Raw genomic sequence first — 13854 nt, 5'->3', positions numbered from 1 at the left:
TAAGTAAATTAGTTTCTCTTATGAACCGGAAAACCGCAGACTAGCCCCTTTCGCCTTTTCCGTCTACTGGACCGTTTATGAACTGGCTGTCTTTTTCCCACGGCGCCGCCCTGTGCGCATCGCTGATCGTGACCATCGGCGCACAAAACGCCTTCGTGCTGCGCCAAGGCATCATGCGCTCGCATGTCGGCAAGATCGTCGCGCTCTGCGCGCTCTCGGACTTCATTCTGATCGGCGCGGGTGTCGGCGGCGCGTCGGTGCTGGTGGAACGCTACCCGGTGTTCGTCCATGCAATGCTGTATGTCGGGCTCGCCTATCTCGCATGGTTCGGCATCAATGCGTTGCGCCGCGCGGTGCGCCCGGGGCGTGCGGTGCTGGACGCGGTCGCAAGCGGCCCGGCGCCCTCCCAGCGCGCGCTGCCGATCATCCTGATGACGCTCGCCTTCACGTGGCTCAATCCGCACGTGTATCTCGACACGTTCCTGCTGATCGGCACGGCCGGCGCGCGCGAGCCGCAAGGCGCACGGGTCGCGTTCGCGCTCGGCGCGATGGCGGTGAGCGGGATCTGGTTTGTCGGCCTGGGTTACGGGGCGCGCATGCTGGCGCCGCTGTTTCGCCGCGCGAGCGCGTGGCGTGTGCTGGATGGCGCGATCGGCAGCATGGTGTTACTGCTCGCGGTCACGCAGTTGCGGTGAGGGCGACGCGTTGCGGGAAGGTGCGGCTGCCTTCCGTTGCTTCGCTGCCTTCGTCACGCAGCCGTTCTTCGACTTCCTGCTTCCGCGCAGGATTATGCTCGGCGGACACGCCCGCTTCACCGGCCGGCACGAGCTTCATCAGCCGTGCTAGCACCGGCCACCTGATCAGCGACTGCTGAAACGACTCCTTCGCCTGACCGTCGAAATAGTTCGCGGGATCGACCTCGGGCAAACGGCGCGCGAGGCCGGTGATGTCGTCCACCGGCCAGCCGCCCGCGCTCGCAGCGATGTCCGCGGCAGCTTTTCCCACCGCTTTCGCAGCCTCTTTCGAAGCCTCTTTCGAAGCCTCTTTCGAAGCCACGCGTGCTACCGTCCCGGCGTCGCCCTTCACGCCTGGCTGGGTCGATTCCGTCTGCGTCATTTGCCGTCCACCCACACGCCATCCGGCGTCTTCACCACATAGCCGGACGCCGTCTTCATCGTCACCGTCCCTTCGTTTTCGCCGACCATCTGCGTTTGCGGCAGATTCGCCGCGTACTGCGACAAGGTCACGCCCGGCTTGAACGGACTGTTCGACACGAGGTTCGACAGCAATTGCGCGATCGCGAGGAAGCTGGTCGGATTGTCGATCACCGTGGTCGGCCCATGATTGCCCTGGAAGCCGACCAGCCGCACCCCCACCGGTCCGTGCACGACGCGCGGCGTCGGAATTTCACGCAAGCCCGCCACCTGGTTCGCATCTCCGCGCAAGGCCGCGCCGTGTTCCGGCACGAACACGATCACCGCGCGCCGGCCCGACGCCGCGATCAGGTCCGCAAAGCGGTCGAAATCGCTCATCAGCTTGTTCACGCGCTGCGGGTACGAATCGATGCTCGACAGATTGCTGTTGGGCAGCCGATTGCCGTCGTGCAGGCTGATCGTGTTGTAGTACAGCGCGAGCGGCCCCGGCGTGCTGGCGCGCTGCGCGTACCAGTTGGCGAGCGTCGCGTAGTCGTCGCGAATCGGCGAGCCGTCGAATGCATGCATCGCAACCGGCACGCTGGTGTTCGAAATCATCGGCACGTTCGGCACGCCCGCGTTGTCGTGCACCAGTTGCAGGAAGTTGTCGAAGTGGCCGTCGTGGTTCAGCATCGTCTGCGGCGTGTAGCCCGCCTGCGCGAGATCGGCCAGCAGATGGCACTGCTGCGGCGCGTCCTTGTAGAGGTCCGCGTGCGCCTCCTGCCCGCAGCTCGCGCGCAGCACGCGAATCGCAGCCGGTCCGCTATAGCTCGCCGCCGTGCTGAAGTTCGTGAACAGATAGTCGAAATGGCTCAGCATCGGATGATTGCGTGCCTTCACCGCGTCGAGGTCGTCCCACGACAGCGAGCAGATATGCAGCACGATCACGTCGAACTGCGTGTTCGGATCGGCGCCGAGGTGGCCGAACGTCACCTGACGCTGCGACTCCTGGGTGCGGAACGCGGCCAGCGCCGCGTTATGGTCGAGCGGCTGCGCGGCCAGCGCATTGTCCGATCCGGCCGCCGCCGCGAGCGGCGCGCTGCGCAGTTGCGCGAGCACCGTGCTGCCCTCGTGCCACAGCGGAATCGCGATCAGCGCGAGCAGCACGAACGTCGCGACGCGCAGCCAGCGGTTCACGATCAGATAGGCGACCAGTCCGCCGAGCGCGCCGAGCAGCAGCATCGGCGGCAGAAAGCGTTGGGCGAGTTCGAGCCAGTAGCCGAAGCTGAAGGTCGTGAGGTTGCCGAATTCCTCGGTCAGACGCGCGAACGGCGGCACGTTCGCTTCGTGGTACAGCAGCGGCACGCCGATCGCGAGTCCGAGCAGGTTGCGCAACACGCGCAGCCCGCGCTGCCGCAGCGTCGCGCTGCCGGCCAGCACCAGCGCGAAGCCGAGATTGGCGGGCCACAGAGGCTGCAGATGCCCGCCCGCATACAGGTAAAGCTTGAAGATGAAGTACAGGTTCCACAGAGTCATGTACGGAGTTCTCTCATTGGCCGGGCGCGCGCGCCAGCGGCGTTAATAGCGGGTACGGTCCAGCGCGAACAGCGTCCGGCACGCGCGCAGCACACCGCTCAGCAGCCGCGAATAACCTTCGATGCCCATCGTCACCACGTCCTTCAGACCGCGCAGCGGCGTGTCCTCGACGGTTTGCTCGCCCCAGTCGAGCCACGCGTCGGCGCGGCCGAACGTGCATTGCACCATCTGCCGTTCCTGTTCGAGCGTCAGCCCGTCGAAACGCACGCCCAGGTGCTTGCCGACAAAACGGCTCACGTGGACCGGGAAATGGAATGACCGGTCGCCACGGCTCAGGCACACGCCGAGGCTGTCGCCCAGCGCGAGCTTGAGCCCCGGGTCGACTTCCAGACCGAGACCGCCGGTCGAATAATCGCTGGTGGTGCACGCCACCGTCGTGCCGTCCGCGAGCAGCAAGGTGGCCGCCGCGCGCATCGCGATGCGGTGCGTGACGCGCACCTGCTTCGCCTCACGCGCCACGCTCGCCGCCGCACCCAGCATCACGAGGTTGTAGAGCGTCCAGAACACGTTCATCAGGATCGTCGAGGCCTCGCCGCCCTGTCCGAACGCCAGCCGGTAGACGCCGGCCATCAGCGCGCACGCGTTCAGGCCGAGCAGCACCAGATACGGTTTCGACACCGCCCAGTCGAAGTAGCCTTCGTCGATGCGCCCGCCCTTGTCGGTCACGTTGAACTTGCCGTGCTTCGGGCTGAAAAAGGCGATGGTGGTCGGCAGCGCGATGTACCACGCGAGCACCGATTCATACACCTCGGCCCAGAACGAGTGGCGGAATCTGCCCTGCATCCGCGAGTTCGCGATATTGGCGAGCACGATGTACGGCAACACGAAGCCGGCGATGGTGGTCGCCGACGCGTTGATGAAATACATCTGGAAGAACAGGTACGCCATCGGCATGGTCAGGAAGATGAGCCGCGGCACGCCGTAGAAGAAATGCAGCATCGCGTTGCCGTAGCACAGCCGCTGGAAGAAGCTGAGGCCGCGGCCGAGAAACGGATTGTCGATGCGGAAAATCTGCGCCATGCCGCGCGCCCAGCGCGTGCGCTGCTTGATGTGGCTGGCAAGGCTTTCGGTGGCGAGGCCGGCGGCCTGCACGGTCGGCAGATAGGCGGTCGTATAGCCGCGCCGGTGCAGCTTGAGCGCGGTGTGCGCGTCTTCGGTGACCGTTTCCACCGCGACGCCGCCCACTTCCTCGAGCGCCGTGCGCTTGATCACCGCGCACGAGCCGCAGAAGAACGACGCGTTCCACAGATCGTTGCCGGACTGCACGAGCCCGTAGAACAGGTTGCCTTCGTTGGGCACGCGGCGGAACGTGCCGAGGTTGCGCTCGAACGGATCGGGCGAGAAGAAGTGATGCGGGGTCTGCACCATCGCGCAACGGGCGTCGCGCAGGAAAGTGCCCATCGTGGTTTGCAGGAACGAGCGCGTCGGCACGTGATCGCAGTCGAAGATCGCGATGTACTCGCCGTGCGTCTTCTCCAGCGCGCGGTTGATGTTGCCCGCCTTCGCATGACGATTGTCGTCACGGGTGATGTAGCCGATGCCGGCCTCGCGCGCGAACTGTCTGAATTCCTCGCGATGGCCGTCGTCGAGCAGATACACGCGCAGCTTGTCGGCCGGCCAGTCGATGCCTTGCGCGGCGAACACGGTCGGACGCACCACCGAAAGTGGCTCGTTATAGGTCGGAATGAAGATGTCGACGCTCGGCCAGCTCGCGGTGTCGGCGGGCAACTCGGCGACCGCGCGCTCGAGCGGCCACGCGGTCTGCACGAAGCCGAGCAGCAGAATGACCCACGTATAGGCTTCGGCGCCGAACAGCAGATAACCGAGGATCGCCTCGCCGGGCGTCTGGAACGACAACGTCTGCGTCACGCGCCACCACACATAGCGCGCCATCGCGAGCAGCGCGATCGTCGTGAGGATCAACACCGGCATGCGGCCGGGAAAGCGCCGCACGAAGAGCGCCACGGCCGCCAGCACCGCGAAGAATTCGAACTGGCCGTCCGAGCCGAGCGGCGACGTGCCGATCAACGCCCACAAGCACGCGCCCACCACCACGAGAATGGGCAGCAGCCAGCGAATGTGGCCGAGGCGCTGCGCGCCCGTTTCGAGTCGCGCGCCCCAGCGCTGCCACGGCAGGGTCGGCAGCAGCGTCTGGACGCGGCGGCGCAGACGCCGCCAGCGCAAAAGCAGCGGCACCAGCCAGCGGTCGATCCAGCCGAGCACCGCGCGCACTTGCGCCGCGCCGCTCTGCTCGGGCAAGCGCGGCGCACGGACGAACGCGCGCCACAGCCATGCGCGCAAACGATGCGGTTCGAGCACGCCCCATTGCAGCGCCAGATGCAGCACGGCGGCCCGCATCCAGCGACGCGCGTAGTCGGGCTTGCCGGGACGCGGCGGCTGGAACAACAGGCGCACGAACCAGTCGAGCGGCGTGCGGCTCGCGGGTACGCCGAGGCCGTGAGCGAGCCAGTCGAGCAGGCGCTGGCGCAGCGTGCGGGTGGCGGAGGCTTGGGTCATGGGTTCGCGCGTCGGCTCACCAGCGGGCCTGTTGGCAGGCTCGCTATCGGACTCGCGATCACGCCCGCTCATCGGCTCGCTACCAGGCGCTTCGCGCATCGGCTCGCTCATGTCGGCTCACCATGACGGCGCGCGTGGTTCGCCGGTGCGCCGCCGACCCACGCGTCGAGCCAGTTCGCCAGACCCTGCAGATCGTGCGAGGCCTGCGAATGCGGCGCGTCGTCGAATAGCCACGTGCCGCGCGCAAAGGACTCCGGCAACGCCACGTCCAGATGCACGCGCTGCGCGAGCGGCACGCCGTCGCCGAGCGCCGCCGCGAGCATCGCGAGCACGTCGCGCTGCATGTCGCGCGCGGGATTCAGCCGGTTCACGATGATCCGTAGATTCGCGCCGTCGCGCCGCAAGCCATCGAGCCGCGCGACCAGCGTCGCGCACGCGGCCGGTTCGGGCGGCGTCACGCACAACACCAGGTCGGCGCAGCGCACCGCCTGCGCGGCTTGCTGCGACGGATAGCGCGCCGTGTCGATCAGCACGACGCCGTCGCGCAGCAGATCAAGTTGCGCGAGCGCATTCGCGAGCCATTGCGGCTCGGCGGCAAGGCGCGCATCGCAGTGCGCGCCCTGCGCGAGCGACACCGCGCCGTACGGCACGAACAGCACGCCCTCGGCATTGCGCCACGTGTGCGTGTGCCACGCGACGGTCTCGTCGAGCAGCGCCTGCGCGATGCCGGCCGGCGCGAGTCCGTCGATGCCGAGATGCGCGCCGAGCATGTTCTGCGGATCGAGGTCGAGCGCGACCACCTGGCGGCCGCGCCGCGCGAGCAACACCGCGAGCGCGGCGCTCAACGTGGTGCGGCCCGTGCCGCCCGCGGTGGAGACGACGGCGATCGTTTTCATCGCGCGGCCTCGTCGCCAGGCTGTGTGTCGGGCAACAGGCGGGCGCGCAGCGCGACCGGTTCGATGTCGCATCGCACGGCGTCGCGCGGATCGAAGCGCCGCATCGCCGCGAGCCCGCGGCGCGAGCCGGCGCGCTGCCAGACGATCCACACCGGGACCGCGAGGATCAGGCCGATCGCGAAGTACGTCAGCAGGAATTCCATCAGTCGCTCTCCTTGTTGCGCACCGGCATCGCGTGGGGTTCGGCGCGGCGGTGTCGCGGCCTCGCGTGTGGGGCGGCGGTGTGTTGCGCGGCTTGGGGTTGCTGTTGCGTCGGGCCATGCTGCGGCGTCAAACCATCCGGCGGGTCGTTGCGCGTCGTTGCTTTGGCGGCTTTGGTTGCTTCGTTGTTCGCGGCGTTCGCGCCGCTTGTACCGCTTGTACCGTCAGCAGCTTGCGCAGCGTCATCAACTGCGACCGCTTCATCAGCCTCGGCACGCGCGCGATTCAACGCCTCGTCCAGCGTCGCAAGTTGCACCGCCGCGGACAGCACCGCATCCCGCGACGCTTCGCCTTCAACGCCCACAGCTTGCGCGCGCCCATCACCCGGCTCGCCCCGCCCCGGAATCGCGAACAGATCGCTGTAGTCGGCAATGCGCGAGCGCCGGTTCGCCGCTTGCAGCGCATCGAGCTCAGCACCGATGCGCTCCTCCGCCAGATGCACGAGCGTTTGCGCGATCCCCTCGACCGGCACATCGAAGATGCGCGCGAGCGCCGCATCCGCATCGGCCAGCCGGCACGCGAACAGGAACACGTACAGGTGCGCGGCATCGGCCGTGAACACGTCGCCCGCGCGGCGTGGCACGCAGTGTCTCAGCGCGTCGACGTGCGCGCACTGCGGCAGCAGCGTCAGCTTGACCAGCACGTGCGGCAATTGCAGCATCGCGCTGCGTTCCAGCACGGTGCGCACCCGCTCGCTGAATGCGGCGGGCGGCAGGTAGCCGAGCACGGCGTCGCTCAGCGCGGCACTGAGCGCGGCGCGATAGTCGGCGGCGATCGGCCGCGTGTGAAGCTGCCCTTGCAGCGATTGAAGCAGCGACTGCATCCGCGAGAACGGCAGATCGCGTCCCAGCACGAGATTGGCGCCGAGCGTCAGAACCAGCAGCTCGTATTGATGGCGCAGCACCTCGCCGCGTTCGACCACCACGATCTTCAGCGCGCGTCCCGCCTGACGGCGCAGCGCATGGATCGCCGCGCACAGCGCGTCGAGCTGCGCGCCGCCCGCGTAGTCGAGCACCACGGTCGCCGCCTGCGCATCGGCGCACGCGGCCAGCACCGCTGCCTGGTCGGCGACGACTTCCCAGTGCGGCGGCACCCATGCTTGATGGCCGCTCACCACCGCGCGGCTGACCACGACGCGCTGTTCATCGCGCGCGAGCAGCCCGTCGCCGCGCGCGGCCGCGCCGCCTGGCGCATCCGGCGCGACGCTCAGACGGCCGCTTTCGGTGAAGCGCAACGAGCGCACTTCGCCGGTCACGAGCGTGCGGTCCGCGCGCCAGAAGTCGATGTGCCACAGCAACTCGCCGTGCGTGCGCTCGAGGCGCGCGACGCCCGCGCAGGTGGCATGAAACTCGTTGCGGCCCTGCTCAATCGCTGCCTGTTGCGCCGACGTGCCGGACTCGAACCACTGCGCGTCGTCGAGTTCAGAAACATCCGACGGCGCGCCGAGCAGCAGCACCAGCGTGATCTTGCGTGCAGCGCACCAGTTCGCCAGCATACGGCCCTCGCGCGCGAGCGCGTCGGCGTCGTCCCAGTCGAACCAGCGCTCGGCGCCTTCGACGAAATACAGCGAACGCGAGCGGAACCCGAAGCGCTTGAGCGCGCGCAGACCGCCGAATACTTTGGCGAGCACGGGCGGGGTGGCTGGAGTTGCCGGAGTTGCCGCGGTGGCCGGATCGGCTTTCAAAGCCGCCGCATCGGGCGCGCCGCCGCGCACCGGCGGCATCGCGAGCACGCTCAGATTGCGCGGCCAACCCGAGGCCGGCGCGTTGGCGCTGAAACCCATGTCGTGCAAACGCTGCGCGATCGCGGCGCGCTCGCGCGCGAGCACGACCGTCACATCGCGCGTGCGCGCCTCGCGCGCGCTCTCCCAGATCAGCGCATCGGCGCCCGGCGTGCGCGGCGCCGCATAGATCGCGTAGAGCTTGCCGGTTTCGAGCGCTGCCCATTCGTCGGGCAGCGCGTCGACGGCGAGCCGGCCGAGCCGCCGTGCGTCGTCGCGCGCGCCCGCGCGGCCGAAGCCTTGCAGCCAGCGGCGCACCGGGTTGCCGGACGCCGCCGGCTTGAGTGGATTCGAACCGGTGCTCACGCGTGGTTTCCCTGATCTCGTTGCATCGCTGGTCAAAAGCTCGAGTAAAGTCGCACGGGTCTTGGCGACAGACTGTTGTCCTGTTTGCGTGCGTCGAACGTGTAGCGCAGATAGACCAGCGCCGAACTCGGTGCGTAGTCGTGCGAACGATCGATGCTCAATTGCGCGCCCATCAGCAGATGCGGATTGAAGCGGTATTGCACGATGCTGGCGAGCCCGTACGAAAACGCGACGCCGCGCGTCGAGCTGCCCGCGTTCACCAGCGTGTCGAGCCCCGGCGCCCCGGCGAGCGTGGGGGGCAAGCCGTTCGGGTAATACGGCGCACTCCTCTCATACGAATTCGACACGCCGACCGTCGCGGTCACGTCCCAGTTCAGCGCGTCGTGCCGCCCGGCCCATTCGATCGGCACGCCGAGCGACAGATAGCGTTGCGGGCTGTAGTAGCCGCCCTGCCCGAACGAATAGAAGCGCTGGTTGTTCGTGTAGTGCCACACATTGCCGACCAGCCCGGTGCTCACGAGCGTATCGATGCGCCGATAGACCGGCACCGTGAAGCCCGTGCGCAACGTGATCTCCTGATTGCTCGCGACGTTGCGGCCGGTCAGCATGGCCGCGCCGAGGTCGGCGAACAGGCTCGTCTTGCCGACATCGACCGACGAATGCAGATCGATGCCGTCGCGGCGCACGCCGCCCCACACGGTGCCGGTCACGGGATCGTGCATGCCCGCATAGGAGAGCTGGCTGCTGGTCTCGGGGCGGCGCGATGCGCTGACCGAAAAGCTCGCCGGTCCGGCGTCGAACTGGTAGCGCGCGCCGCCGACCAGGTAGTGCACCGGGAAGCCGAGCGGCGTCGTGCCGAGGTCGAAGCGCCACGCGTCCGACACATAGCCCGCGCCGAGCGCCACGCCGGTCGCCGACTGATGCAGATACTGCGAGGTCGCGAGCCCGTTCGCGAACAGCGCGGCAGTAGTCTGCGCCGGAATGCCGAGCGCGGTCCCGAGCGCGCCCGCAAGCTTGTCGGCCGCACCGATCGTACCGAACGTGTCGCGCGTGGAGGCATTGTCGGGATTGACGTCGAGCGTGCCGGCGTCGAGATGCACGGTATCGACATGCGCGAAGAAATGGCCGTCGTAGCGATACGGAAGCTGCACGTACACCGGCACCTGCCACGCGTGAAACTGCGAGATGCCGGCGTCGCCCGATTTATACGCGGGCAGCCAGCCGGTCTCGATCTCCGGATTGCGGCGCTGTTCGAGATCGGCCAGCGCCGCCTGTGCAGGCGTGCCGTCAGCACCGGCGCTCACGCCCGCCGCGCGCTCCTGCGAGAGCGACAGACGATACAGCGACGCGGCTTCCTCGTACTGCCCCAGGTCTTGCGCGACGCGGCCGCTTTGTACCGTGACGTCCGGCCGCGCCGGATACGCGACCCGCAGCGCCTGGGTGACCTGCTGCGCTTCCCGCGTCGCTTGCAACGCGGCCAGCCGGCGCGCCGCCGAGAGCCGCGTATCGACATCGCCGGGCGCGGCGCCGTCGAGCACGCTGCGCACCAGATCGAGCGCGCTGCGGCGCTCGCCGCTCTGTTCGAGCACGCGCGCCAGCGCCAGTTGCGCGTCCGGGTCGCCGGGCGCTGCGGCCAGCACCGGCTGTAGCGCCGCGCGCGCGGCCGCGTAGTGCCCTTGCAGCCGTTCGAGATCGGCGACTTCGAGCGCATAGCGTTTGTCGCGCCGGCCAGCCGGACTGACGCGGGCGAGCAACTGCCGCGCCTGTTCGTCATCCTGACGATCCAACGCTTCGTCCGTTTCCCGCAGCACGAGCCGCAGTGCCTGATCTTCGAGACGCGCGCTTTGCGCGGCGCTCAGCGAGACCCGCGGGTCATCGCGCAACTGGGTCAGCCACGCATCGAGTGCGGCATCGCCGATCTTCGCGCTTGCGCTGCCGAGCAGATCGCCATAGCGCAGACGCACGTCGGCGTCGGTCTGCTGCGGATGCGTGTCCATCCAGTTCTGCAGCAACGCGAGGCCGCGCTCGGCTTCGCCCTGTTCGATCCACATCGCGCCGACTGCCGCCACCAGGTTGGGGTCGTCGGCGGCCAGGGTGCGGGCTTCGTCGAGCGCCTGGGTGGCGAGCGCGCGGTCGTCTAGCGCGAACGCGGCGCGCGCTTTCGCCAGCCACTGCTGCACGCGCAGATTTCGCTCGAGCGCGCGCATGGCGTCGCTGCGGTCCTGCTCGGCGATCGGCGCGAGCACGGCTTGCGCGCCGCTGACGTCGTCGAGCGAGTTGCGGTACAGCGCGCTCGCGTAGCGCATTTCCGGCGACGCGGAGACCGCGAGGCCGTCGTCCAGCACGACGCGGCCGAGCTGCGGCAAGCCCAGATCGCGATACAGACGCGCGAGCGCGAAACGCGTCCACGGTGCGTCGGGCGCGGCGCGCAAAGCCGCTTCGTAGCGTTGCGCGGCGGGACCGCGCTTGCCCGCGGCCAGCAACCTGTCCGCCTGGGACGTGAGCAGATCGGCGCGCAGTTGCGCGAGGCTCTGGCGATCGGCGGCGGCGGTGAAGCGGCTTTGCAAGGCGTCGAGCAGCGGCTCCACCTGCGCCGCGCGGCCGGTGTTTTCGAACAGCGTCTGCGTGCTGCGCAACGCCGCGATGCTCGGCTCGCGCGCCGCCAGCAACTCGCGCAGCAGCGGCTCGGCAGTGCTCCAGTCGTGCTGCGCGAGCAACGCGTCGGCGAGCATCAGCTTCGCGTCGGTGTTGTTCGGCTCCATCGCGAGCGCGGCGCGCGCGAGCCGCTCCGCGTCCTGCGGCCGGCCCGCCGCGGCGGCATCGCGGCTTTGCGCGAGGGTTCCCCAGAACTGCGCGGCGCGCGCGAGGCTTTCCCACTTCGCGCGGTTGTCCGGCGCGAGCGAGGCCGCGCGCAGAAACAGCGCGCGGGCTTCGTCGCGCCGCCCGGCCCGCATGCGCGCGAGACCCAGGCCGCCAACCGCTTCGGCATCGTCCGGGCGCGCCTGCGCGGCACGCGCGAGCAGCGGCTCGGCGGTCGACAGATCGTTGCGCGCGAGCGCCTGCAGGCCGCGCTGCTGCGCGATGTAGTCGGGATTGCGTTCGAGCTGGCGCTGCGCGTCGAGCCGGGCTTCGAGCGCGGCGACGCGCTCCTTGAACTCGGTGTCGTCGGGAACGAGTTGCAGATAGGCGCGCAACGCGGCGAGATAGGCCGGGTCCGCGCCCGCCGATTGCAAAACGTGACGCCACGCGTCGAGCGACGCCGACTGATCCGAGTCAGGCCGCGTCGCCAGATTCCACGCGATGCGATTGGCCTCGGCGCGCGTCTCACCGTGCGCGTTCAGCAGATTCGCGAGCACCAGCGCCGAATCGACATCGGACGGATCGGCGGCGACCCGCTGGCGCAGCGCGCCGAGGGCCTGCGCGCGGCCCTCGGGCGTGCCGGCGATGATCTGGTAGTACTCCGCGCCGAGCGAACCCGACGGCGCGCCGTGCGGAAACAGCGCCAGCAGGCGGCGCGACGCTTCGGCGGACTGGCCGCTGCGGGCGAGCAGACGCACCGTCGCGAGTTCCTGGCGGCCGTTGGTGGCGACGCGGAATTCGTCTTCGATCTGCTGCGTCGACGCCGCGCCGGGCGCGTTCGTCTGCAGACGCGCGAGCGTGGCTTGTGCGGCTTGCGCCTGGCCGAGGCGCAGCTGGATGCGGACCTGCTCGGCGAGTAACGCGGGATCGTCCGGCGCGATCAGCAGCGCTTTGTGGATCGCCTGCGCGGCGAGATCGTCGCGATGCTTGGTCGACCACATGCGGGCCGTCGCGAAGAGACGCTGGGCGGCCGGGTCCTGGCGCGCGGCGAGGGGTGGGACTGCGCGCGCGGCGGACGGGCCCGGCCTGGCAACAACCAGCGCATCCGACGCCTCGCCCGGCGCCACGGCGCGCGCCATCGCCGGCTCGACGGAACGCGCCCACGCGCCTCCCGCCGCTATCGTCCACGCGAGCACGAGGAGCCACACCGCGCGGCTTACTGAACAGCGACGCGACACGGCGAACTCCATTGCGGATCGAGGGTGCCGTCGGCGGCAAAGCGGTAGCGGCCGTCGCGCCAGCCCAGCGCGAACAGGCTCAGCACGCTGCTGTAATAGCCGATCGGCGTCGTGCGATTGAGCTGTTCGGCGCGCGCGATCTGCGCATCGGCGAGCGCATGCTCGCCGCGCGCGTCGAGAAACGGCGCGGCTGCCACGGAAAAGCCGGCGTTACCCATGTTTGCGCTGACGCTGGCGTTGGTCGTGTCGACTTTTTCCGGCGGCGCACCGTGCGCGGCGATGAAGTTCGCGAACGGCGCGAAGTGCGCGAGCAGCGCCGGCGCAAGCGGATCGCGCGGATCGAGCAGGCCGGCCCACAGATAGACGCGGATCGCGTTATACGCGCTTTCCGCCTGAGTCTGCGGGTCCGGCGCGAAACCCTGCTTCGCGCGGTAGAGCGCCCAGTCAGGCGCGAAGCCGTGCGGCGCGGTGTCGGTCAAGACGTGGCCGGTGCTGGCGAGAAGACGCGTCCAGCGCGCATCGTCCGGCAGCCGCGTGGCGATGCCGCGAATCACCTGCGGCGGCGAGTAGCTCGGATTAACGCGCCATACGTCGGAAGCCGGATGAAAACCAGCCGGCCCCGGCAGCAGCGTCAGGCCGAGTCCTGGAACACTGGCGGTTTCCTCGTCGAGCACGCGCCTCGCGAGCACCGCGCCGCGCGCGGTGTAGCTGCGCTCCCGCCACGCGCGGCCGGCCTCGAGCAGCGCATAGGCGATCCACAGATCGGCATCCGACGACGCGTTCGCATCGAGCACCTGCCACTGTCCATCGTCCGCGCGGCCCCACAGCCAGGCCGGCAGATGCGCGGTCAGGTCGCCTTGCGCGAGATGCCGTTCGGTCCATTGCAGGATCGCGTCGAAGGCCGGGCGGTCATTGGCGACCAGCGCGAAGAAAAGCGCATACGACTGCCCTTCGGAGACGGTGCGGGAATCGGCGGAGCCGACGTCGATCACGCGGCCGTCGGCGGACAGGAAGTCGCGTTTGAACTGCTGCCAGCGCGGCCATTCGGACGGCGTGCAGATTGCGGGGGATGCTGTGTTGGTCGTGTTGGTCGTGTTGGTCGTGTTGGCCGTGTTGGCCGTGTTGGCCGTGTTGGCAGAGCCGCCCACCGGCATCTCTGCCGCAGCCGCCCCGCACGTCGTCATCACCGCCATCACCGCCGCCACGGCCACCGCGAAACCTGCGGCCCTCGCGCCCGCCGCCACCGCGACGAAGTCCACGCCCGCTTCCGCCAGCACATCGCCGCGCGCCCACCGCCGTGGCGCTTTGCACTTCACCGGCGTCATCGA

General features: G+C 69.1%; 9 protein-coding genes. 1 reads left to right on the top strand and 8 read right to left on the bottom strand.

Translation table 11 applies throughout. The annotated features are described in order from the left end of the window. Positions 1 to 77: 77 nt before the first annotated feature. Positions 78 to 695, top strand: coding sequence for a LysE/ArgO family amino acid transporter (locus FVF58_RS26265; RefSeq protein WP_149672742.1), 618 nt, complete (start codon positions 78 to 80; stop codon positions 693 to 695). On the opposite strand, the gene FVF58_RS54825 is transcribed toward FVF58_RS26265, so the two are convergent. From FVF58_RS54825 to bcsZ, 8 genes are all read right to left on the bottom strand, one after another. Further along, positions 679 to 1116 (bottom strand): hypothetical protein, encoded by a 438-nt coding sequence (locus FVF58_RS54825; protein WP_425468973.1) that lies wholly within the window; start codon positions 1114 to 1116, stop codon positions 679 to 681. The two genes, FVF58_RS26265 and FVF58_RS54825, sit on opposite strands and share 17 nt — an antisense overlap. After that, on the bottom strand, positions 1113 to 2669 hold the full coding sequence (gene bcsG / locus FVF58_RS26255) for a cellulose biosynthesis protein BcsG (protein ID WP_149672741.1): 1557 nt from the start codon (positions 2667 to 2669) through the stop codon (positions 1113 to 1115). The genes FVF58_RS54825 and bcsG overlap by 4 nt, the downstream gene beginning before the upstream one ends. Before the next feature lie 42 nt (positions 2670 to 2711). After that, positions 2712 to 5246 carry a UDP-forming cellulose synthase catalytic subunit gene (gene bcsA, locus FVF58_RS26250; protein WP_149672810.1) on the bottom strand — a complete coding sequence of 845 codons (2535 nt, stop codon included), beginning with the start codon at positions 5244 to 5246 and terminating at the stop codon, positions 2712 to 2714. Positions 5247 to 5353: 107 nt separating this feature from the next. After that, a complete protein-coding gene (bcsQ, locus tag FVF58_RS26245; RefSeq protein WP_149672740.1) occupies positions 5354 to 6142 on the bottom strand; it encodes a cellulose biosynthesis protein BcsQ in 789 nt (262 codons plus the stop codon). Continuing rightward, positions 6139 to 6345 carry a hypothetical protein gene (locus FVF58_RS26240; RefSeq protein ID WP_425468972.1) on the bottom strand — a complete coding sequence of 69 codons (207 nt, stop codon included), beginning with the start codon at positions 6343 to 6345 and terminating at the stop codon, positions 6139 to 6141. The genes bcsQ and FVF58_RS26240 overlap by 4 nt, the downstream gene beginning before the upstream one ends. Further along, a complete protein-coding gene (bcsE, locus tag FVF58_RS26235; RefSeq protein ID WP_425468971.1) occupies positions 6345 to 8489 on the bottom strand; it encodes a cellulose biosynthesis protein BcsE in 2145 nt (714 codons plus the stop codon). The genes FVF58_RS26240 and bcsE overlap by 1 nt, the downstream gene beginning before the upstream one ends. 32 nt (positions 8490 to 8521) lie before the next feature. Further along, the gene (locus FVF58_RS26230) at positions 8522 to 12526 is read right to left on the bottom strand and encodes a cellulose synthase subunit BcsC-related outer membrane protein (RefSeq protein ID WP_425468970.1); all 4005 of its coding nucleotides are present in this window, start codon (positions 12524 to 12526) and stop codon (positions 8522 to 8524) included. After that, positions 12505 to 13851 (bottom strand): cellulose synthase complex periplasmic endoglucanase BcsZ, encoded by a 1347-nt coding sequence (bcsZ, locus tag FVF58_RS26225; RefSeq protein WP_425468969.1) that lies wholly within the window; start codon positions 13849 to 13851, stop codon positions 12505 to 12507. Before bcsZ ends, FVF58_RS26230 begins: the two co-directional genes overlap by 22 nt. Positions 13852 to 13854 lie beyond the last annotated feature (3 nt).

Source organism: Paraburkholderia panacisoli, assembly GCF_008369935.1.
Classification (GTDB): domain Bacteria; phylum Pseudomonadota; class Gammaproteobacteria; order Burkholderiales; family Burkholderiaceae; genus Paraburkholderia; species Paraburkholderia panacisoli.
Note: the sequence above shows the minus strand (reverse complement) of the source record. Positions and strands in the feature narration are given on the sequence as shown.

Coding starts and splice junctions, on each gene's coding strand:
- FVF58_RS26265 (WP_149672742.1), top strand. CDS start 78: ATGAACTGGCTGTCTTTTTCCCACGGCGCCGCCCTGTGCGCATCGCTG.
- FVF58_RS54825 (WP_425468973.1), bottom strand. CDS start 1,116: ATGACGCAGACGGAATCGACCCAGCCAGGCGTGAAGGGCGACGCCGGG.
- bcsG (WP_149672741.1), bottom strand. CDS start 2,669: ATGACTCTGTGGAACCTGTACTTCATCTTCAAGCTTTACCTGTATGCG.
- bcsA (WP_149672810.1), bottom strand. CDS start 5,246: ATGACCCAAGCCTCCGCCACCCGCACGCTGCGCCAGCGCCTGCTCGAC.
- bcsQ (WP_149672740.1), bottom strand. CDS start 6,142: ATGAAAACGATCGCCGTCGTCTCCACCGCGGGCGGCACGGGCCGCACC.
- FVF58_RS26240 (WP_425468972.1), bottom strand. CDS start 6,345: ATGGAATTCCTGCTGACGTACTTCGCGATCGGCCTGATCCTCGCGGTC.
- bcsZ (WP_425468969.1), bottom strand. CDS start 13,851: ATGACGCCGGTGAAGTGCAAAGCGCCACGGCGGTGGGCGCGCGGCGAT.